Here is a 25,222-nt window from a genome sequence, read left to right on the forward strand (position 1 = left end):
TATCAAAAGATATTATTTAATCCAACCAAAATGCTTACACGCATTATAGATGCCATCCTTATCGCAATCGGTAGTAACATAATCGGCCTCTAGTTTTAATTCAGGTCGCGCATTGCCCATGGCGATATTGAACCATTCAGGTCTAAACATGGACAAATCATTATAACCATCACCGAATACCACTACTTGACTAGGTTCCATACCAAAATGTTCTATCATTTTATGAATGCCTAATGCCTTTTCCATAGGCTCATACAACACGCACCCCTCGCCGTAGCGAATAAGCTTGTGCGTCATGTGCTCAATATCCTTTTCCTCTTCTTCACCATCTTTAAAAAATACGTAAATTTTATAAAAATCCTCTACCCTGTGAAAGTCAAAATCAGGATCTACATGTGTTTTAAATACATCCCAATCGGGGTGCCATTCTAAAATTCCTTTATATGGTGTAATGCGACCTAAGTGATTGCGATCTGTAACAGCCCAAGGAATCTGTTTGGACTCCAAATATTCCAAATAATCAATGCACATATCCCGATTCATACCAATCATAGAAATCAGCTTATTATCGACGGTCACACTATGACCACCATCAGCTACAAAATCGACGAGTCCTGCCTTATCCGCAAAGCGTTGTGCATCCATTTGAATACGCCCAGTTGCCAGTGCCACGCGATGACCTTGCCGTTTCAACTCATCCAAGCAATATTGAGCGCTATCTGGAATATTTCCATTCGGCCATACCGCCAAAGTGTTATCGATATCAAAAAAGAAAAATTTCCGTTCCACAAGCCCTCCTTATATGCTATACACACTATATGACTCTTATCTCCAAATTTCCACTACCTGTCTTTACAATTTAATACTAGTAGCACAAGTCAAATCTATTCTGCCTCGCAACCACTCATTAGTTGAAACCGTTTTTCCTGTACTACATCAGGATATTTCTCACGGTCCACATCACTCAAAAACATATCTAATGGACGCACATACAAATCTCGATTATCATACAACTTCTGATACACCACCAACAGCTCTCCCGTTTCTGAATGGGTCGCCACATCTAGTACGTAATAATACATCCCCTTAAAATGACGATATAAACCACCTTTTACAATACTATCAGCACTAATCGCTTTCATCAGTAACCACCCACCTACAAAACTATACTCAAGATATTTTTCAACTAATGTTAATCAATCACCTATCAGAAATATTATCGTTAACCCTCGCGCCATACATTTCACTCCAATTTCATCACAGATTTTCTGTCTGAGCGTTTATTAGATAATTAACCTTTACTTTCATTATAAAAAGTCCGCCTTATAAAAGCAATAAAAAGCAGTAGATGTATTTAATATAGTTGATTAATTGCTGATTTACGAAAACGTACAAAAAAACGATACCTACTCTGTCTCCACTTTAGCCTCTCCAAAGCGCGCAGCGCACAAGAGAATCTAGTTAGTGGAACCAAAAGTAGGTATCAGTTCTAAATTTAATATTATAGATGAAATACTCAGCAATTAGTCCATTGCCCCAATAGCATTATCGCCTTTTTCATTCGCTTTTAAGCGCCTTATGAATGAGCCCGAAAATAAAACCTAGCACAGCAAAACTCACCCAGCCCATACCAATTCCTTGGAATGGAATATATTGAGTAAATACGGCTTTTAATACATCAGGTGCCCAGCCTGCAGTTTCTAATCCGCTCATCAATGCAGAAATCATCGTCAATCCAATAGTCCAACTATACACACAGCGACGACCATCAAAAAGGGCATCAGATAAAGCTAGGAAAATAATAACAATGGTCAACGGATATAAGAGCATCAACACTGGAATAGCAGCACTGATAATAGTTTTCAAACCAAACATACCGAGCCCAAAGGCAGCTATAGAGAAAATAACTACAAATACTTTGTAGCTAACCTTGCTATACAATTTGTGGAAATACGTACTGCAAGATGTAATTAAACCAATACTTGTACTGAGGCACGCCAATAATACGATAACCGCCAAAATCACTTGTCCCACAGCACCAAACAAAAAATCAGCACTCGCTGTAAGCACCGGAGCGCCAGTTTCAAATAAACCAAAGCGTTCCACGCTAGTAGCACCTATATTAGCAATAAAGATATATACAATTCCGAGGAGTGCTACTGCAATAGCACCAACCTCCATAACTGTTTTCGTCACCACCACTCTCGATGTAGCGCCACTGAGACGTACAAAATCGATGACGAGAATGGCGAATACTACCGAAGCTAAGGCATCCATCGTATTATAACCATCTAGGAAACCTTGTAATACAGCGCCCCCAGCAGTTACATATTCACCTTGCGGCACTGCATAACCACCGAGTGGCGTAATAAAAGACTTGACAATTAATAGAAAAATAACCAATAACAAAGCAGGTGTTAGAATATTGCCAATACGATTTACAAGTTTTTGTGGACTAATAGATAACCATAAGGAAATGCCAAAGAACAGGGCTAAAAAGATTGGTTGCATATCCATAGCCACACCTTCGGTAAAAGGCTTGATAGCAATTTCATATGCTACTGTTCCCGTTCTCGGTGTAGCAAACATAGGTCCAATACTCAAGTACAATGCTACTGTGTAGATAAGACCATATACAGGGTGTACGCGACTAGCCAACTCCTGCACATCTTTACATCCAGAATACCCCATAGCCATAACGCCCAATAAAGGCAAACCAACACCAGTAATAACAAAACCAGCTAGAGCCCATCCTACATTAGATCCAGAGTGCTGACCTAATGCGGCAGGGAAAATTAAATTCCCAGCGCCAAAGAATAGGGCAAACAACATCATGCCTATAGCTAAATAGGCGCGTTTTGATAGATTCTGAGTTCCATCCATAAAGTTACCCCCTTTTTAAGATAATAAAATTAATACCCTTATTATATCGGAATTACAGGTATCGGTATAGTATCAACATCGATTTGTATCGATGTTAATATAAATTTATTTCCTATAAGAACTAAGACAATCTCTCCAAATGCACTTGCACATCATAAAACGTACTACCCCAACCTTCATCTGTAGGTCTGTCTGCTGTAAGAGCATTGATTCCTACACAGGGGTCACTACATTGTTCTTGCCACCATACACCAAGCGTTACGAGGGTGCCTTCGCGCACACTTTTATCAAGATAGGCAGTGATTTCCATACGACCACGGTTATTATAAATGGCCACCCGATCACCATCTACGATGCTATAATCGCTAGCATCCACAGGATTGATGCGTAAATTCATAAGTTCTTCATCGCCGTAATCTAATTCGCAAAAACTAGAATCTAAAATACGAATATCATTGCCGTTAATGAGCCAAAATGGCGCATCATCACCGTATGGCGCAGTATATTGAATGAGAGGGACACTTTCACAAGGATTCAATATTTCGATTTTGCCAGATAACGTTTTAATATCTAATTTGTAATTCTCAGGCAGCATCATCTCTACAGGTTCACCGGCCAACAACAAATCTTGCTCTTCTTGTGAAAGCAAATCAGAGCCGCGCACCATAGATTTGATAAGGTCCGTTTCAGATTGTTTAAAAAACGCATCATCAAGTCCCATACGTTGGGCTAGTAATGAAATAACATCCCAATTAGATTTTGATTCACCAATAGGGTCAATTAATTGATATCCCACACCGATTGTATAGTGACCATATGGATTGTAAATATCATTGTGTTCCACCGATGTAGTGGCAGGTAGAATAATATCTGCGTATTTGCAAGTATCCGTAAAGAATCGTTCATGAACGGTGACGAATAAATCATCTCTCATGAGGCCACGGCGCACGAGATTTTGATGAGGTGCCGTAATAGCCGGATTGGAGGAAAAAATATAAATACTATGAATTGGAGTAGTTCGGAATTCTGAGTCCAAGCCATGTTCATAAAGAGCATTGGGATTCGTCAACAAATCACCTAAAAGAATCATAGGCATCACCCGTTTAGGCGGAGCAGGATGATTTGGTTGCTGCATATAAGATTTATCTAAAAATACTCCAGTACTAGCACTAGATAACAATCCTCCGCCTAAATGCCGCCATGCTCCTACGACGGCAGGCAAAGCATTAATACAGCGACAAGTCATGGCACCATTGCCATACCGAGACAATCCACTGCCGAGGCGAATAAACGGTGCTTTCGATGTAGCATAAGCATGTGCCAATTCTGTCATTTGCGACACAGATACGCCACAAATTTCAGATGCATATTCAGGAGTAAATCGGGGCAATACTTGTTCTACTAATTCATCGTAACCTTGTACATAACGCTGGATAAATTCAATATCATCAAGACCATCTCTATGGATAATGTGCATCATCCCCAATGCTAATGCGCCGTCTGTGCCTGGCTTTATATATACATGATGATGAGCCTGATCAAAAGTATATGTTTTGTGGGTGTCAACAATCCATACTTGAGCGCCTTTACGTTTAGCTATATTTACATCGTGCAAAATATGTACATCTGTGGCCGTCGCGTTGATTCCCCACAATATAATGCAATCACTATGTTGTGCTTCTTGCGGTTTAATAGCCAAAGTATTGCCATATAAGGATTTAAATCCCGCTTGTTTTGCAGGAGAGCAAATACCTCTATCTTGATCTGTAGCACCGATACGACGGAAAAAATAATCTGCTGCAGGACTATTTACAGCTCCCATAGTACCTGCATAGGAATAACGCAGAATACTTTCACTGCCATATTGATTGATAACTTCTTTAAAATTATTGACAATCGCATCAAGCGCCTCATCCCAAGAGATAGGCATATACTCGCTAGGCCCTATCCCCTTTTTCCCCACTCGTTTTAACGGTGTTGTAAGTCGTTTAGGGGAATGGATGATTTTTTCATAATGCGTCATCTTAGGACACAAAGCCCCTCTTGTGAAAGCGTGTTCTCTATTACCACGCACCTTGACTATCCTATTATTATCTACAGTTACGATTAATCCACATGCATCGGGACAATCGTAAGGACATACACTCTTGTACTCTTTCATACTAGTAGCTCCTTTAGCTCTCCCCTATATACTCAGTTTTCTCTATATATTTAGTACTTCGCTCGACATACTTAACGATTCTACCTATATAGTACCATACAAGTAAAACAGTGATGTATATTTATATTATCCAATATATTGTAATTATACCCAAAACGATATTGTTATCAACATAATTATCCACCAATATACGTCATACCATCTTTGCATATCAATACATTTTATAATAAGAATTATAATTTATTCTACAAATATATATCAAAATTTTTAATGTATACTCATTAGATGCACAATAAATATCGATACTTTTCGGTATCTATCTATGTTTATAGAGAGTCAAATTTAATAATAAACTTCATAAAAATACTCAAAATCATTCTATAGACATCCATTCTATTACAGAAACGCATAACACTTTATTTTTAGCTATAATCTAGTATTTTACTAATGTATAAGGATTTATGTATCAAAAATCACACCTAATTATGCATATTAAGTAATGTATTTCGCTATGTAAAACTATTCAATATCTGAATATTGTGTGCTATACTGACATTGTCATTTGAGAGGTATACAACTCGATAACAAATTCATCATGTTATATGTGCTTAATGATGGATGACATGGAGTTGGCTATATCTAGTACATTTTTTCTGAAAAGAGGTTTTAACAATGGCAGACGCAAAAAACACTGTGCTATTCCCTTATGAAACACTAAAAAAACTTTGCATGGACGCATTCCAAAAATTCGGTTTCTCCGAAAAAGAAGCGGACATCATCCAAGATGTACTTTTGACTTCCGACTTGTTCGGTATTCAAAGCCATGGTATGCAACGTATGGTTCGTTACCACAAAGGTATCGAAAATGGTTTGATTAAAATCGACGCAAAACCAGAAGTTGTATTCGAAACTCCTGTATCCGCTGTTATCGAAGGTAACGACGGCATGGGCCAAGTATTGGGCCACAAAGCTATGGAAATGGCTATTGAAAAAGCGAAAAAATCCGGTGTTGGTATCGTATCTGTACGTAACTCCAACCACTATGGTATCGCTGGTTACTACGCAAAAATGGCTTCCGATCAAGGCTTAATTGGTTTCTCCTGTACTAACTCCGAAGCAATCATGGTTCCTACATATGCTCGTAAAGCTATGCTTGGTTCCAACCCTATCGCTTGGACAGTACCTGCTGATCCTGTAGATTTCTTCTTCGATTGCTCCACTACAGTAGTAACTCGTGGTAAATTAGAAATGTACAACAAAATGGCTAAAGCTACTCCAGATGGCTGGGCTGTAAATAAAGATGGTGTTCCTTCCACAGATGCAGCAGAAGTGCTTGGCAACATCTCCCGTCATGAAGGCGGCGGTATCCTTCCTTTAGGTGGTGCTACAGAAGTTCTTGGCGGTCACAAAGGTTATGGTAATGGCATGATTGCTGAGTTATTCTCCTCCATCTTATCCCAAGGCGGCACTTCCAACAAATGTATGGTTGGCGGTCGTTCCAATATTTGCCACGGCTTCATGGCTATTAACCCTGAGTTCTTCGGCGATGCTGCGGAAATCAAAAAACACTTCTCTCAATTCTTACAAGAATTACGTGAAGCACCTAAAGCAGAAGGTCAAGATCGCATCTACACTCATGGCGAAAAAGAAAATGAATCCGTTGAAAAAGTTAAAGCAGAAGGCATTCCTGTACTTAATGGTACAATGGTAGAAGTGCTTGAACTTTGCGAAGCTTTGGGCTTAGACTTCTCCTCCTACTTCGGCGATTACAGACCAGAAGCTCCTGCTAACATGTTCAAAGGTAACTACTAATACCTAAATACTTAGTAAATGGCCCTAACTAGGACATGTAGATAGCATAGAAAGGGACATAAACTTGGTTTATGTCCCCTTCTTTCTTTTTAACACCGTATGGTGTTAAAAAATTTTATACCCTTTATCAATTTTTATGATAAGTCTATTGTTTATTTTTATTTAAAGCCTTATTTTATCTGACTTATTACAATTTAATAGAGTAGCAATAAACTCATCAAAATTATTGATTAGGGTAACTGCATCGTCCTAGACGCTATATAAAAGTTTATATTTAACGAAAGGATGATTCCACAAATGAGTGCCTTAACAGTACTTCTAGCCCTCTTGCCAATCATCTGGTTAATTGTGGCTCTATCAATTCTAAAATTGCCTGCATGGAAAGCCACTTCCGTAGCAGCAATCGGCTCTTTCATTGTAGCCATTACATATTTCCAAGCGGATCCAATGATTATGTTGTCCGGTGCCCTCGAAGGTGCAGCTCTTGCTATTTGGCCAATCCTTTTGGTTATCACAGCAGCTATCTTCGTTTACAACCTTGTAGTACATACAAAAGCTATGGAAACCATTAAAACAATGTTGTCTTCCGTAACCAGCGATATGCGTGTACTCGCATTATTACTTGCATGGGGCTTCGGTGCTTTCATGGAAGGTATGGCTGGTTTCGGTACAGCCGTTGCGATTCCTGCAGCAATGATGGTAGCTGTTGGTTTTGACCCACTCAAATCTATCATTGCTTGTCTTGTTGCGAATTCCGTACCAACTACATATGGTTCCATCGGTATTCCAACAACAACATTGGCATCTTTAACAGGTCTTGACCCTGTACATCTTGGTACATTCATCGCTGTTCAATTATTCTTATTAAACCTTATCGCACCGTTCTTCGTAGTTATGATTATCGGTGGCGGTTTCAAAGCACTAAAAGGCGTATTTCTAGTAACATTCCTTTCTGGTCTTGCCCTTGCAGTGCCAGAAGTTATTATCAACAAACTACTTGGCCCTGAATTATCTGTAATCTCTGCTTCTATCGCTATCATGGCTGTTATCATTCTTTGTGCAAAATTCTTACCACCGAATGATCCTGCATACCAAGTTAAACAAGCAGACGCACCAAAAGTTTCTGGTAGCGAAGGTGTAATTGCAGCAATGCCATTTATCTTAATTTTCGTATTGTTATTATTAACTTCTAAATTGTTCCCTGCTATCAATGGTCCTTTGGCATCTATTAAAACATCTGTGCCAATCTACCAAGGCGAAGGAGCTAAACCTTACACATTCGTATGGATTGCTACACCAGGTATCATGATTTTCATCGCTGGTATCCTTGGTGGTTTTATTCAAAAAGCATCTGCTGGTGAAATCTTTGGTACTTTAGGTTCTACAGTTAAAAACTTGAAATTTACATACCTCACTATCATCACAGTTGTAATGACTGCAAAATTAATGACATACTCTGGTATGACTATTGAAATCGCAAATGCATTAGTTGCCGCTACTGGCACTATGTACCCAGCATTCTCCCCTATCGTAGGTGCTTTAGGTGCATTCTTAACAGGTTCTGGTACAAATTCCAATGTATTGTTTGGCCCATTACAAATTGCATCTGCTCAAAGTTTAGACCCTGCAAACTGGGAAGATCTTGGCTTCTGGTTGGCGGCAGTTAACTCCGGCGCAGCTGGTATTGGTAAAATGTTATCTCCACAATCTATCGCCATCTCCATTGGTGCTGTAGGGCCAGCTTTAAAAGCATATCTTGACAGCCACAAGGAAATTACTCCTGAAGAGGCACACAAATTAGAACACGAAGTAGAAGCAAACGTTATCATGAATAGCGCTTTCAAATACTTCTTGATTTTCATCATCATGCATGGTGCCATTGCATTCTTTGGACAAAATTATATCCACGTAATTCACAAAGTTTTCTTCTAATAGAACTTGTGACAACAGCCCCGATTTGAAATCGGGGCTGTTCTACATTGCTCGTCTCTATAAATCTCTACATCAATTTAACAAACAAAGAAGGTTATTATGGAATCAACAAGAAATGTATCCCTCTTTCTCATCGTATTTCTAGGCTCATTAACAGCTATTACGCCATTAGCTACGGATTTATATTTACCAGCATTACCGATTATGCCAGAGGAGCTAAACACAAGTGCATCTCTTATCCAAATGACTATCGGTATTATGACCTTTGGTATCGCTTTCGGGCAATTATTAGGCGGTCCATTGAGCGATAAATTCGGACGTAAAAAGCCGCTCATTATAGGCAATCTCTTATGTGTACTTGCTAGCATTCTCTGCGCCTATGCACCGAACATAGAAACTCTACTGATAGGTCGTTTTTTACAAGGTTTTACGGGATCTATCGGGGTTGTCATTGCCAAGGCAATTTCTCGCGATTATGCATCCGGAGCAGAACTAATGCGCCTCATGTCCCTATTAATGCTCGTCAATGGATTAGCGCCAGTCATAGCTCCTCTCATCGGAGGGCAACTACTTATTTTCTCTACTTGGCGTTTTATCTTTATCATTCTTGCCGCATTCTCTGCTATTTTATTATTAGGCTCTTTCCTATTTACTGAAAGCCTACCGCCAGAAAAACGCATCGAAGGAGGAATTGTGACGGCCTTCAAAAGCTACAGCACATTATTAAAAGACAACTTTTTCCTCGGTCAATCCTTGGTACAACTCTTCGCCTTTGGCGCATTCTTTGCTTACATTACGGGCTCCTCTTTCGTATATCAAAACATCTTTAACCTCTCTGCTCAAGAATTTAGCTACATGTTCGGTATCAACAGCTGTGGGATTATCGCCGCAAGCTTTATCGCCACCAAAGCAAGCAATGTAATAGAAACGAAAAGCATCCTTCACTTCAGTCTTTGGCAATTGACCATCGGTTCTATTTTATTCTTAATCGCTATGGTATGGGAATGGTCTTTAATACCAACTAGCATCATTCTATTCTTCACTGTATGCACCGTGTCTGTTTACGGCTCTGCTGGATTCTCTCTGTCCATGGCGAAATACGGTCACCTCGCAGGCAGTGCCTCCGCAATTTTAGGATTTGCAGGTATGTTCTCTGCCGGCTTCGTAGCTCCTCTCGTTGGCATCGGTGGTGAAAGTACAGGTATTCCAATGGGTGTTGTTATGGTCATATGCGCCGTATTATCCCTAGCATTCTATTACACCATGATCGCCAATAAAGATTAATAAGTCATAATAAACGACAAAATAATATAATAGCCCTAACTTAACTAACTATATTAAATTACACTGCCTAATGCGACAATATTAATATACTATGTATCAAATCCTATAAAGATAGCACAAAAGACTAGCATTTCACTAGAATGCTAGTCTTTTTGTATTTTAGATTATCTATATATTACTCTTAAAGGTCAGTATCATCATATCTACCTAAGCAATTATCACTATAGACGACAGTTTACTCAAACATGGTTGCCAACAATAATTTCAACCGATTAGCCTGATTAACAGCACTCGATCCTGGGTCGTAATCAATAGCAGCAATGCGCACATCTGGATAGGCTTCAGATAATGTTTTTACCATCCCTTTCCCAGTAACATGATTTGGTAAGCAACCAAATGGTTGTAAACATACTACTTGTTTTGCACCTTTTTCGATAAGGTCTATCATATCCCCCGTAAGAAACCAGCCTTCGCCACATTGGTTGCCAAGGTCGATAAAATGGGATGCCTCTTTTGCCACTTTTGTCATCCGTTGTAGTGGGTCGAAATGTTTCGATGCCGCAACAGCTTTAGCATATGGCAAACGATAGAGTTCCAACGCCTCTCTCGCCAATGTACCAAAGAAACCAGATAACCATGTACCGTCCAAGTGTTTAGCGCGATATGTACTGTCCATAGCACAGTATAAGAAAAAGTCTAAGAGACCAGATGTAATAACTTCGCCACCTTCTTTTTCAATCAGTTCATTAATATGATTATTCGCACTAGGGTGGAATTTTACATAAATTTCTCCTACTACGCCAACACGTGGTTTAACAATGCTTTTATCAATAGGCAAATTATCAAAATCTTTAATGATATTCTTAATGTAACTATTGTATTGACGCAAACTAGCCGTCGTAATGTGCTGACGCAACTTATCAATCCAATAATCACACAGTGCATTAACAGATCCAGGATTCATCTCATAAGGCCGAGTTGCCAATACACATTGCATCAATGCATCACCGTATACAATGGCTTGAATCATTCGATGTAAGAACCGCTTCGTCAAGGAAAATCCTGGTTGTTTTTCCATATTGCTAGCGTTGAGAGATAAAATAGGCACCTGTTTAATACCTGCATCAATCAAAGCTTTACGAAGGTAACCAATGTAGTTCGTCGCACGACAGCCACCACCTGTTTGAGAAATAATAACCGCTGTCTTATTTACATCATATTTTCCTGAAAGCAAAGCTCTCATCAACTGGCCTACAACAATGATAGCAGGATAGCACGCATCATTGTTAATATATTTTAGTCCCACCTCGATATCTTCACGAGTCGGCGCCGATAACATTTCAAAATCATAGCCTTCTGAACGGAGCACTGGGTCCAAGAGGCTAAAATGGATTGGTGACATTTGAGGCACTAGAATTTTATAAGACTGTGCCATTTCCTTCGTGAATACAATACGTTCATAATCGTATGCTGGCATTGTATCAACTTGCGTTTCTACAGATACCTCAGAATTATGGCGGTGACGCATACTCCGTGCCATAACAGACTGTAACGAGCGCAATCGAATTGTAACAGCTCCTAGATTGGTACCTTCGTCAATTTTAAGAAGGGTATGGATTTTATGCTTTGCAGACAAAATATCTTTCACTTGATCTGCTACGATAGAATCGAGTCCACAACCAAAGGAGTTGAGTTCTACAATTTGGAATCCTTCTGTACGGCTCACAAATTCTGCAGCACGATATAAACGGCTATGATAGGACCATTGATCCACAACGCGAAGATGCTTGATGTCTTGCCCCAATGGCGCCACTCCATCTTCGGTAAGCACAGCCATACCGAGAGATGTAATGAGCTCAGGAATACCATGGTTAATACCAGAATCCAAATGATAAGGGCGACCTGCTAATACAATGGTCGGCACTTGCTCTGCTACGAGTCGAGAAACAATTTTTTTCGTTTGTTCTCGATAATCAGCTTTACAAGACTCTTGCTCATCCCATGCTACATCTACAGCATAGGAAATTTCGGATTTAGAAAAACCTAATCCTTTAAGTGCTTTCACAAGCGCAGAAACAAGAGATTGTTTATCTGCTAAGGGCAAAAATGGTGCATAAAACGGCGTATCACCAATCACATCTTGCATATTGTTTTTAATAAGTTCCGCATAGGAAATGACCATTGGGCAGTGATAATTATTGTCTCGACTAAATTCCTTTGGCCCATGTTGTACACAAGGATACCAGATAAAATCTACTTGAGCATTCGCCAAATCGCGGATATGACCGTGTACCGCCTTTGCAGGATAGCACGCTGTGTCGGACGGAATAGTATCTATCGCCTTATTGTACTGATTTTTCGTCGTATATTCTGAAAGCACCACTTCACAGCCCAATTTATTAAAGAATGTGAACCAAAATGGAAAGTCCTCATACATATTGAGGACACGTGGGATGCCAATACGCAATTTACCTTCAAATTCAGGCAAATTTTTCTTCAAATAGTAGTCAAAATATCGGCGCAATTTCGCGTCGACCATATTCGGTACAGGTTTGCGCTTTTCCTGAATCATATCTCCTGCACCGCGATCACAACGATTCCCAGTTACATATGTGCGCCCATCGGAGAAAGCATTAATGGTGAGCATGCAATTATTGGAACACAATCCACAGTTGCGCATAGATGTAGATACCTTCAATGAATGTAAGCCGTTTAAGTCTAAGAGTGTACTATATGGTAATGCAACACCGTCTGCGGTTATCATTGCTGATTGATTTGTATCAGCAGTAGTCACATTAGGTAGTACTACAGATGCAACAGAATTAGCAGCCCCTTGATTTGCTGTAGCAGATGTACCGACATGACTATGTTCTTTGGCTGCGTCTATATGCTCAGCCGCAGCCTCGGATGCCAGGAGAGCCATGCCGTAAGCACCCATAAGGCCTGACACATCTGGGCGGATAACTTCAACCCCCATGAGTTTCTCAAAAGCACGGAGCACAGATTCATTATAGAAGGTACCACCTTGTACTACTACGTGTTCTCCTAATTCTTTTGGATCTTTTACTTTTAATACTTTGTACAAAGCATTTTTAATAACGGAATACGCCAAACCAGCTGCAATATCGGGTACAGTAGCACCTTCTTTTTGCGCTTGTTTTACCTTGGAATTCATAAATACAGTACAGCGAGATCCCAAGTCGATTGGCATCGGTGCTAACAAGCCCTCTTTAGCAAATTGGTCGATAGGAAGGCGTAAGGATGTGGCAAAGGTGTCGATAAAGGAACCACAGCCAGAGGAACAGGCTTCATTTAATACGATATCCTCAATATACCCATCACGAACTTTAGTACATTTCATATCTTGTCCGCCTATGTCTAAAATAAAGGACACATCTGGGCAGAAAAATTGGGCTGCACGATAATGAGCAATGGTTTCAACTTCACCAATATCAATACCTAAAGCTCTTTTTAGAAATGTTTCACCATAACCTGTTACACCAGAATGTCCAATGTAAGCGTCTTTTGGTAAAAGCTCATAAATTTTCTCTATTATTTCACGAGATTTTTCCAATGGCTTGCCATAGTTAGGACCATAGTGAGAGAAAATAATTTCATTATGGCTGTTAATGAGCACCACTTTCAGCGTTGTAGATCCAGCATCAATACCGAGGTAACATGGACCTACAGCATCTTCAATGCGCGCCTTTGGTGTTACTGCCTTATTATGCCGAGCACGGAATTTGGCTAACTCTTCTTCGTTGTTAAATAGAGGTTCCATGCGATCTGTAGCATCCATAGGAATACCGATGAGATCACCGATTTCTTTCGTTAGTTGCCCCACCGTAATATGACGGCAACCATCACTCATCAAAGCCGCACCTACGGCAATAAATAATTCGCCGTTCTCGGGGATAATACGATGTGTTTCATCAAGTCCCAACGTATGGCAGAAGCATTGGCGAAGTTCGGATAAGAACGTCAATGGTCCCCCAAGAAATACCACATTACCTTCGATTTTATGACCACATGCAAGGCCTGCAATAGTCTGATTTACGATAGCTTGAAATACAGATTTCGCGATATTCTCATGAGATGCCCCTTGATTTAACAAGGCTTGTACATCTGTTTTTGCAAATACCCCACAACGAGCCGCAATAGGATATGTTGTATCAGCGTTCATAGCCAATTCGTTTAACCCAGATGCATCAGTTTGGAGCAATGTGGCCATTTGATCAATAAAGGCTCCTGTACCACCTGCACAAGAACCATTCATACGATGCTCCGCAGTTTGACCAAGATACGTAACCTTTGCATCTTCCCCACCAAGTTCGATAATAACATCTGTTTGTGGATATAATGCTTTCACAGCCTTCGTCTCTGCAATTACTTCTTGTACGAAAGGTATACGCACCTTATCAGCCATAGCCATACCACCAGACCCAGTAATAGCTACGCGCACACATGCATCTTCATACCCTACTTGAGCTTCTTTCAATAAGGTATACACTGTATCTATAATATTGGCATAATGACGAATATATTTTTTGTACAAATAGTTACCGTGTTCGTCCAGGAGCACAACTTTCACAGTCGTCGAACCAACATCGATCCCCATGCGTAACAATTGTTGCATATAAACCTCTCTTATACTAAATAAGCACTATGTGTATATTATACATCATCTACTTTATTTATCTATGATATACATATATCGATAAAATATAAAGGATATACATTACAGGAATAGTGTATTATTCAATAACAACTGTTTACCCTAAAAATACATTGCCATACAAAAAGGTCACCCTAGAGATAAACTCTCTAGGGTGACCTTTTATCACCTACAGGAAATCAAAATTTAGTTCTTTATTAAAATTTGATGCGCTTATATGTATTAACGTTTAACACGAACCCGTTCAATCGTTGGATTCCCATTATTATCCGTAGCGATTGTATCGATTCGAATATATTTTAATTCAGGATCAAATTCTTTCACTAATTTACTAAGATCTCCATGTGGATCAAGTTCTGGATGGCTTCCTGCACCGTTCATCAATGCTCGATATACTACAGCAGCAAATTCATATCGAGTCATCATCCGATCACCACCAAAGTTACCATCTGGATAACCTTCAACAATGCCCGCACCAGCTAATCTCGATACATATTCATATGCCCAATGGTTCTCAGGAACATCAGGGAACAATGAGGATTTATCCAACTTAACGCCTTGGTTCTCACTCACTAAGGAATGAACCAAACTGGTCAACTCAGCCATAGCTTGACGCATATCTTTTATCTCTTTTGCCATAGCTACTCGAGATGTAGATACATGATTACCTTGTCCAAGTTTTACACTTACCCCAGCATTAATCATGTTTTCACCACCACCTAAGGATGCACCGACACTAAACATAGTATCTTCATTAGGTCTATAATATGCGCCAATAGCCGCTGCATTTGCACCAGCATAATTACCATAGCCTGCTGCAAAATCCCATTTATCATCTGGGTCAAAATCCAACGGATGTAACGCTGCCAATGCGGCTGCATTCGCACCAGCGTAGTTAATACGTTCGCCTAATTTTTGACCTACACGATTCAATTGGCTTACATTAACAGCATCATCATCTGCAGTACCAGCTGCGACACGATGAATTTGATTACCTCCCATGTCCACATTATCCGCTTGGATAGATACTGCTCTTTCAGCTACCGTTTTCCCATTAACAGATGCATTTCCTGTAACTACAATACCATTGCCAGTAACAGTAGTTTCGCGAGTAACCTCAACTGTTTCACCAGCACTAGTTGTATCGGTTTCCTTTGTTGTAAAAGTAGCACTAGATAAGCCTTTTAAATCTTTTGCCAACTTAACATCAAAACCATCATGAGATGCATTAGTAACTACACCAATATTACGGTCTGTTAATGCATCACTAGCTGCGCCACCATTTAGCTTAAAGGTATCACCTAAACCTATAGTAACCTTATCAGGATTATTGTTCACATCCTTAGTATCACTGCTAAATACGCGACCACCAGTGATTTTATCATCTACAGCTTTCAATTGATCTTCGGTAGCTGCTCGACCACTAGTAATAGCATCTGGGTTCCAGGTCTTATTAGTTAAACCAGTAATAGTAGAACTATCGCCATTTACAGATACGCCACCCACCGTGATTGTATCCTTTGTAATAGCTGTACCACCATTACCACCAACAGTAACCTTACCGTTATTTCCATCAATAGAAACCGCTTTATCTCCAGTACCTACAGCAAAGGAATCACTTAATTTTACTTCAAATGTTTTATTTGTAGCATCATTATTGACACCTGGTGTTACAATAATACCATTTCCAGCTGTAACAGTAGTCACCGTATTAGTATCATTTTCCTTAGCTATAGACTCAGCGATATTTTTTACATCTCCAATATTAGCGGCATTATCAAGCGTATTATACACTGATTTTCCATCAACGATGCTTGATGCACCAGATCCAACTTTCGTAATTTGATTACCGCCCATAGCCACATCATCTTTAGAAAGCTTAATAGCTGTATCACCAGTTCCGATAGTTAAACCGTCTTTTGTGAGATTTGTACCATCAGTACCACCAATATTAACAGAATCTTTTGTCACCGTAGTCCCTGTGCTACCGCCAACATTAACCTTTCCAGCAGTTCCATCTACAGTAACACTCGTATTGCCACTACCTACTGTGAAAGTATCATTTAATTTTACTTCAAATGTTTTATTTGTAGCATTATTATTGGCACCTGGTGTTACAGTAATACCATTACCTTGTGTAACAGTGGTTACTGTATTAGTATCATTTGCTTTAGAAACAGACTCTGCAATATTTTTCACATCACCAATATTAGCAGTATTATCAAGCGTATTATACACAGGTTTTCCATCAGCTTCACCAGACGCACCAGATCCAACCTTCGTAATTTGATTACCACCCATAGATACTTTACCAGTAGTAATGCTAATCGTTTTATTACTATCTGCTGGATTAGTAATGGTCAAACCACTATTGTTCACTACTGTATTGCCTGTTGTGATGGAGCCATCTGCAGTTAAGTTAATGTTTTTAGCTAATTGTACTTTCAATTTGCCGCCTGTAGCATTTACACCTATGTTATTATCTGTCAACTTCGCAGCATCTGCACCACCTACAATGTCCAACTGCTCATTTAATTTCTTAGTAATGACAGTAGTATTATCACCTTTGAATGTAAGACCATCGTCCATGGTTGCTACTTGATGAGTATTGTTATTGCTATCTGTGTAGACAATGCGGTCTGCACTTGTTGCAGAACCTACTGGATTGTTTACATTTGGATCAAGTGTTGCTTTACCGCTATCGGTTGTGATATCGATGGATACGCCATCTTGACCGTCTTTACCTTTAGGACCTGTTAAGCCAATGTGACCTACACCGTCTTTACCAGCAATGGATACAGCATTTTTACCATCTTTACCAGAAATACCTACTTTACCATCTACACCATCTGCGCCATTTTTGCCATTAGGACCTGTAATAGATACGCCATCCTTACCGTCTTTACCGACTTTAATGGAATCAGTAGTAATAGCATTGTTCATCAAAATAGTAATATTACCATTTGCATCAATTTCAGTGGTCAAGTTGTCTGCACTATACGTATACCCAGCTTGCTTAGCTGTACCTTGTACGGTTACTGTGCTGCCCAATTTAGCATTGTATGTAGTGCCACTGTTCGCTGCAAAGCTAAGACCTTTACCTATTTCAGTTGTGTTATTTGTGACACGATTATAAATATTGTTCACCGTATTAGCAATGTTATCTACAACATTTTTGCTAGCTACGTTTTTGAGGACTACATCATTATTTACAGAACCATTTGCATTTTGTACTTTCAAGGTAATATTACCATCTGTATCTACAGCATATTTACCTTCAGAACCATCTACTGGGTTCGCTACTAAGCGCATATCTTGATTCAATGTATTTGTTAAATCAAGGGATACAGTGCTACCGTCATTTTTAGTTAGCGTTACGGTTTTGCCATCTGCAGAAGTCATAGCACCTGTTACATAGTAATCATGTAATCCAGTTACGTTAGCAGTTAAGTTATTAGTACCTGTTAGCGTTGCTGTACCGTTACCATCTGCATTATAAGTAGCAGAGCCACCTGTAATGTATTTATCATTAGCTGCCGCAATTTGTTTTACATCACCAATGTTAGCTGCATTACTATCAATATTACCACCAGAAGCTACATTGACAATTTGTTTACCACCTGCATTAATACCACCTGTTGTAATAGATGGACCACCAGTAATGGTCAAACCACCATTATTAATAGCTGTATCACCGATAGTAATAGAACCTGTATTAGTAAGGTTGATGTTTTTAGCCAGTTGTACTTTGAGCTTGCCATCATTAGTAGCGTTCACACCGATGTTGTTATCTGTCAATGCGCCTGTAGCACCGCCTACAATGTCTAACTGCTCATTTAATTTCTTAGTAATAACAGTTGTGTCATCGCCTTTGAATTTGAGACCATCATTCATAGTGGCTACTTGGTGAGTATTGTTATTGCTATCTGTATAGACAATACGATCTGCACTTGTTGTAAAACCTACTGGATTGTTCACAGATGGATCTAGGGTTGCTTTACCACTGTCGGTTGTGATGTCGATGGATACGCCATCTTGACCGTCTTTACCTTTAGGACCTGTTAAGCCAATATGACCTACGCCGTCTTTACCAGAGATAGATACAGCGTCTTTGCCGTCTTTACCAGCAATGCCTACTTTGCCATCTACACCATCTGTGCCATTTTTGCCATTAGGACCTGTAATAGATACACCGTCCTTACCGTCTTTACCGACTTTAATGGAATCAGTAGTAATAGCATTGTTCATCAAAATAGTAATATTACCATTTGCATCAATTTCAGTGGTCAAGTTGTCTGCACTATACGTATGCCCAGCTTGCTTAGCTGTACCTTGTACGGTTACTGTGCTACCCAATTTAGCATTGTATGTAGTGCCACTGTTCGCTGCAAAGTTAAGACCTTTACCTATTTCAGTCGTGTTATTTGTGACACGATTATCAATATTGTTCACCGTATTAGCGATGTTATCTACAACATTTTTGCTAGCTACGTTTTTAAGGACTACATCATTACTTACAGAACCATTTGCATTTTGTACTTTCAAGGTAATATTACCATCTGTATCTACAGCATATTTACCTTCAGAACCATCTACTGGGTTCGCTACTAAGCGCATATCTTGATTTAATGTATTGGTTAAATCAAGTTTGACAGAAGTGCCATCGTTTTTAGTCAATGTCACGGTTTTACCATCTGCTGAAGTCGTAGCACCTGTTACATAGTAATCATGTAAATCAGTTACATCCACTGTTAAACCGTTTGTACCGGTTAATTTTGCTGTACCTGTACCATTATCTGCATAGGTTGCTGTACCACCTGTAACGTATTTATCATTAGCTGACGTAATTTGTTTTACATCATCAATGTTCGCTGCATTCGTACCTGTATCTCCACCAGAGGCTACATTGGTAATTTGTTTGCCACCTGCGTTGATACCGCCCGTTGTGATGGATGGACCGTTTTGAATGGTCATACCACCGTTATTGATAGTTGTACCACCAATAATCACAGAACCTGCATCAGTGAGGTTGATGTCTTTAGCCAGTTGTACTTTAAGCTTGCCATCCTTAGCATTCACACCGATGTTATTATCTGTCAATTTGTCAGCTGCTGCACCACCTACGATGTCTACTTGTTCATTCAATTTCTTAGTAATAACAGTTGTGTTATCACCTTTGAATGTAAGTCCATCGTTCATAGTGGCTACTTGGTGAGTATTGTTATTGCTATCTGTGTAGACAATACGATCTGCACTTGTTGTAGAACCTACTGGATTGTTCACAGATGGATCTAGGGTTGCTTTTCCACTACCAGTTGTAATATCGATGGATACACCAGATGCACCATCAGCACCTTTAGGGCCTGTTAAGCCAATATGACCTACACCGTCTTTACCAGCAATGGATACAGCGTCTTTACCGTCTTTACCAGCAATGCCTACTTTACCATCTACGCCGTCTTTAGCGTTAGGACCTGTAATAGATACGCCATCCTTACCATCTTTACCGACTTTAACGGAGTTAGCCGAAATGGCATCGTCCATCTTAATGGTAATATTACCATTTGCATCAATTTCAGTGGTCAAGTTGTCCGCACTATATGTATGACCATCTTGTTTAGCTATACCTTGTACAGTGATAGTACTACCCAATTTAGCATTGTATGTAGTGCCTTCGTTCGCTGCAAAGTTAAGGCCTTTACCGATTTCGTTCGTGTTATTTGTCACACGGTTATCGATATTATTCACTGTATTAGTGAGATTGTCTACACTTGTTTTGCTAGCCACGTCTTTAAGAATTACATCATTACTTACAGAACCATCTGCATTTTGGACTTTCAAGGTAATATTGCCGTTTGTATCTACAGCGTACTTACCATCTGCAGCATCTGGGTTCACGACTAATCGCATATCTTGATTTAATGTGTTGGTTAAATCAAGTTTGACAGAAGTGCCATCGTTTTTAGTCAATGTCACGGTTTTACCATCTGTAGAAGTCGTCGCCCCTGTAATGTAGTAATCGTGTAAACCATTAACAGTAGCTGTCAAGCCATTAGTACCAGTGAGTTCAGCTGTACCTGTACCATTATCTGCATAGGTTGCTGTACCGCCTGTAACGTATTTATCACCTGCAACTGTACCGGTTTTAATGTCATCAGCGACTTTTTTCAATTGGTCTTCTGTAGCAGCACGGCCACTAGCAATGTTATTAGCATCCCAGCTCGTATTGCTTAAGCCAGTCACATAGTTACCTTCACCTGCATTAGCACCACCGCCAGCTTGTGTACCCATTTTAGTACCGCCAGCTGTTACCGTCTTAGCAATCACAATATCATCTGCTAAGGCAAATCCTACCTTACCATTTTCTGCTTTTGTTACGATTTGGTTCGCTGTACCATTAAATGCTACGGATTCGCTCAATGTATTTTGACCACTCGTGCTGTTATCCCCTGTATATTTCAAATTGAGGTTGTCTGCTACTGTATCGTAGTTAACACCAACTGTGTATGTGCGGTTGCTACTATCGGTTGTACCTACTGGAGCAGGCGTTACTGTAATAGCACCTGTACCTGCTACATCTGTAATAGTGTTTGTATCATTAGCTTTCGAAATGCGTGCCACATCATCGATGTTCGCTGCATTCGTACCTGTATCGCCACCAGAGGCTACATTGGTAATTTGGTTACCACCCATAGATACATCACCATTAGTAATCTTAATCGGTTTATTACTATCTGCTGAATTAGTAATAGTCAAACCACTGTTATTCACTACCGTATTACCTGTTGTAATCGAGCCATCTGCAGTTAAGTTGATGTTTTTTGCCAATTGTACTTTCAACTTGCCATCGTTAGTAGCATTCACACCGATGTTGTTATCTGTCAATGCGCCTGTAGCACCGCCTACGATGTCCAACTGCTCATTTAATTTCTTAGTAATAACAGTTGCATCATCGCCTTTAAATTTGAGGCCATCGTCCAATGTGGATATGTATGATTCTCACCATTGGTCTCGTACACAATACGCGTAATATCTGTACCATCTACGCCTGGTTTACCATTCACTCCATTTTGACCTGGTTGGCCTTTTTCGGTTTTGATAATAGTTGTGCTATACCCTTGTTTACCATCGGCTCCTGGTACACCATCTTTACCTGCGATACCAATAGAGCCTTCTTTGCCGTCTTTACCATCTTTGCCAACTGTCACACTATTACCTGTGATATCTTGTTTCATCATAATCGTAATGTTGCCGTCATCATCAATGGTTGTAGTCAAGTTGTCTGTGCGGTAGTCTGCAATATTCGTTGCATCGCTACCTTTAATACTAATCGTATCGCCTAGGTTGCGTTTCACTACTTTATAGTCATTGCCGTTTTTCGTATTAGTTTCAAAACTCAAACCGTTATTAACTTTTGTAGTGATAGTATCTACCGCTGATTTAGAGGCTAGATCTGTCAGTTTAACCGTTTTAGTAGCACCATTGCCCACAGAATCTACAATGTTAAGCGTTACAGATCCATCATCAGCTACTGTGTAAGCTTCGTTATGATTCGTACCTGCCCCTGTTAATTGGTAGTCACTCATACCATAGCCACTCAAAACAGATGCCAAGTCTACATCAAAGGTAGCGCCACTTAAGCGAGTAAATTGAACCGTTGTAGATTTACCACCTGCTGTAGCTGGTTTCACAGTCGCACCCGTTACATAGTCATCCTTAAAACCTGTGAGAGTTACAGTAGTGCCATCATTACGTGTTAAGTTAACTGTACCTGTTGCATTTCCCTGTGTACCTGCATACGTTACATTACCACCATTCACATAAGTATTAGCGGCATTCACCGTATATGTGGTTACATTGTTAGCTGTACTCGAAGATACTGTTACATTATTACCTTGTTGCACCACGACAGAATCTTTAGCTACAGATTTAATGGCATTATTAGACACATTGAAACTTACTGAATTTCCATTAACTGTAGCTGTCGTATTAGTTCCATTAACAAAATTAATACCCGTGCCAAGGCTAGTACTTCCTTTTGAGGTACCATTCGCTGACAAGCCCAAATTATCTACATTAACAGTATAGGCTATACCACCTGACGTATTCGTTCCTGTTGTTACACTTGTAACATTTGTGCCTTTCACAACAGTGCTATGTTTCCCTGCTTCTGTTTTGCCGTATTCGCCACATCAGATACAGATTTCAATTGATCTTCTGTAGCTGCTCGACCGCTCACTGGTTCAGTAGTACCTACTACCCAAGTCTTATTGCTCAACCCAGTAATGTAAGAATTACCTGAGCTATCTTTTGTCATAGCAGGACCATCCGAAATAGTTATGCCATTCGAGTTAATTGTTGTGTTTTGACCAGTACTAGATCCTGCCACAAAAGTAGGAGCTGTTACAGTTCTTTCAAAGGTAGGATTTTCCTTCATAAGGATTTCTACCTTCTCTACACCACTATCATCGGTTTTACGATACACCTCAAGATTATTTCCCGTATACCGATCATCACCAACAGTATATTTTTCAATACTTTCAAATTGAATCGTTTTATTATCTGATGAAGACCAAGTGCTACCCGTACTATCTTCCGCTAAACTGCTAGAACCACCCGTTCTTTCACCTTTCAAGGTAATAGAACCAGGTGTACTTGTTTGTACATCGGTTTTCTTAGCATATGCGGAATCATCAAAGTTAATAGTAATAGTATCCCCTGACGCACTGGTACTAATAGGACCTGATGTGGCACCAATTACATTTAATTTTCCACTCCATACATTAACTTTACCGTTAGAACTATTATTACCACCTAACTGTAATGTGGTAGATTTCAATTGTCCCACATTAACAGCATCAGTATCATTAGTACCGCCTGCAACACCGACAATTTGACGCGTCAAACTGCCATCGGCTTTACCAACAGACACAGCACCTACATTATTACCATTGATACTAGTAGAGGATGTGAAAGTTCCATTGCTACCAGCATAGGTAGACCAAGTCTGTTTAGCGGCTACTTTATTTCCAGCTGTAGCTGCTTCAGACGCATACCCAATAGCAACGCCCCCTGCAGCAGAAGTGGTAGCATTATTACCAAATGCAGATGCTCTCACAGCAGTAGCACGAGAGTTTTCCCCTAATGCTACAGTACCTGTACTATCAGCAGTAGCCCCAAATCCAAGAGCTACCGAGTAATCAGAACTCACCGCACTACCACCAAGGGATGTGGAATGATCGCTAGCAGATGAACTGCCCCCAATAGAAATAGAGCTTTCACCAGTTGCAGTAGCATCACCAACTGCAACGGTATTAGATCCTGTTGCAGAAGAGCTGTACCCTAATGCAGTAGATTTATCACCACTAGCAGTAGACTCGACACCTACTGCCATAGATTGTGTATTACTAGCCGCCGATTTTCTACCAATTGCAACGGCATCAACATTACTCGCCTTCGAATCAGTACCCATAGCAATAGTATCTGTATTGCTAGCAGTAGCACCTTCCGGATTATGCCCAGGAGCCGATGCAGAAGACACCCCAATAGCCAAGCTACGTAATCCCGTACCTTGTGCACCAGGCCCTAACGCTACCGAATGATCCCCAGAGGAATTCGTATAGCGACCTAATGCCAAGGATCCATTCCCTGAGCTGCGAGCACCATAGGACATGGCCACACTACTACTATTAGTAGCTTGTGTATTACCACCAAGAGCAATGGCATAAGCACCAGATGAACCTGGAGTCGAACTTTTTGAATCTACAGGGTCCTTACCAGCTACAGCACTGGCGCCGATAGCAATAGCATATTGACTTTTTGTTGTTGCCCCTGTACCCTCTTTAATATTTCCATTACTATCGGATTCCCCATTACCAATGGCTAAGGAAAACTCACCATTTGCAACAGCGCTTCTCCCAATAGCCATAGAGGCCAATGCATTAGCATTACTCCCTGCACCCAAAGCTGTTGCGTTTTGTGCCGCTTTAGTAGACCATCCAATAGCCGTCGCATAATTGCCATTCCCATCTCCTTGATTCCCTGCTATAGTCTCGGATTTAGCATTAATTACACGAGCTCCACGACCTACAAGAGTAACATAACTGGCTGGTTCAAAATCTTCTGTAGATGCTGCCGTACCATGTCCTAATACTACATTTTGATCAAGCCCTGCATTCTTAGTATCCAGCTTTGTAATTTCCGCCCCCTGCACAGGCATAGACATAGCGATTCCTATTAAAGCACCGATTAATATTCCTCTACCCATACCCCTATTAGCACAAAAAGGCGCCATACCTTTCCATTCCTGAAATTGGTTGACGCCTAAATTAATACTACGTAATTTGTTTTTACCATGATTATTCGCTTTTTCAGATACAACAACATAACACTGTCGCACAGAATTCCAAATAACCTTGTAAATCTTGTTCATAATGCCTCGAACTCCTTCCACATCCATTTCCAACTCATACGCT

10 protein-coding genes and 1 pseudogene are annotated in these 25,222 nt (G+C 40.1%); 3 read left to right on the forward strand and 8 right to left on the reverse strand.

The window, feature by feature from the left end; genetic code table 11:
- Positions 1 to 12: 12 nt before the first annotated feature.
- From EO120_RS02890 to EO120_RS02905, 4 genes are all read right to left on the reverse strand, one after another.
- Positions 13 to 789, reverse strand: coding sequence for an HAD family hydrolase (locus EO120_RS02890; protein ID WP_127134010.1), 777 nt, complete (start codon positions 787 to 789; stop codon positions 13 to 15).
- A gap of 95 nt (positions 790 to 884) precedes the next feature.
- Entirely contained in the window at positions 885 to 1,142 is a 258-nt protein-coding gene (locus EO120_RS02895) for a DUF1653 domain-containing protein (protein WP_127134011.1), read from the reverse strand.
- A 415-nt stretch (positions 1,143 to 1,557) separates the two neighbouring features.
- Positions 1,558 to 2,883: a branched-chain amino acid transport system II carrier protein gene (brnQ, locus tag EO120_RS02900; protein ID WP_127134012.1), complete on the reverse strand. Its 1,326-nt coding sequence runs from the start codon at positions 2,881 to 2,883 to the stop codon at positions 1,558 to 1,560.
- Between the two features lie 121 nt (positions 2,884 to 3,004).
- Positions 3,005 to 5,044, reverse strand: coding sequence for a molybdopterin-containing oxidoreductase family protein (locus EO120_RS02905; RefSeq protein WP_127134013.1), 2,040 nt, complete (start codon positions 5,042 to 5,044; stop codon positions 3,005 to 3,007).
- A gap of 672 nt (positions 5,045 to 5,716) precedes the next feature.
- Here EO120_RS02905 and EO120_RS02910 point away from each other — a divergent pair.
- The 3 genes from EO120_RS02910 (at position 5,717) to EO120_RS02920 (ending at position 10,072) form a co-directional block, all read left to right on the forward strand.
- Positions 5,717 to 6,856, forward strand: coding sequence for an Ldh family oxidoreductase (locus EO120_RS02910; protein WP_127134014.1), 1,140 nt, complete (start codon positions 5,717 to 5,719; stop codon positions 6,854 to 6,856).
- Between the two features lie 297 nt (positions 6,857 to 7,153).
- A complete protein-coding gene (locus EO120_RS02915) occupies positions 7,154 to 8,788 on the forward strand; it encodes an L-lactate permease (RefSeq protein WP_127134015.1) in 1,635 nt (544 codons plus the stop codon).
- A gap of 99 nt (positions 8,789 to 8,887) precedes the next feature.
- On the forward strand, positions 8,888 to 10,072 hold the full coding sequence (locus EO120_RS02920; RefSeq protein ID WP_127134016.1) for a multidrug effflux MFS transporter: 1,185 nt from the start codon (positions 8,888 to 8,890) through the stop codon (positions 10,070 to 10,072).
- 235 nt (positions 10,073 to 10,307) lie between these two features.
- Here the strand turns inward: EO120_RS02920 and EO120_RS09285 are convergent, their stop codons facing one another.
- The 4 genes and pseudogenes from EO120_RS09285 to EO120_RS02980 form a co-directional block, all read right to left on the reverse strand.
- Positions 10,308 to 14,708 (reverse strand): 2-hydroxyacyl-CoA dehydratase, encoded by a 4,401-nt coding sequence (locus EO120_RS09285; protein WP_241234862.1) that lies wholly within the window; start codon positions 14,706 to 14,708, stop codon positions 10,308 to 10,310.
- A gap of 261 nt (positions 14,709 to 14,969) precedes the next feature.
- A pseudogene (locus tag EO120_RS09140) lies at positions 14,970 to 21,728 on the reverse strand (S-layer homology domain-containing protein); the annotation flags it as partial.
- A complete protein-coding gene (locus EO120_RS02975; protein ID WP_127134018.1) occupies positions 21,671 to 22,894 on the reverse strand; it encodes a hypothetical protein in 1,224 nt (407 codons plus the stop codon). The gene EO120_RS02975 and the pseudogene EO120_RS09140, both read right to left, overlap by 58 nt.
- Complete coding sequence (locus EO120_RS02980) at positions 22,891 to 25,179, reverse strand: ESPR-type extended signal peptide-containing protein (protein ID WP_164725716.1); 2,289 nt, start codon at positions 25,177 to 25,179, stop codon at positions 22,891 to 22,893. Before EO120_RS02980 ends, EO120_RS02975 begins: the two co-directional genes overlap by 4 nt.
- Positions 25,180 to 25,222 lie beyond the last annotated feature (43 nt).

The organism is Veillonella caviae, assembly GCF_003992125.1.
Classification (GTDB): Bacteria; Bacillota; Negativicutes; order Veillonellales; family Veillonellaceae; genus Veillonella; species Veillonella caviae.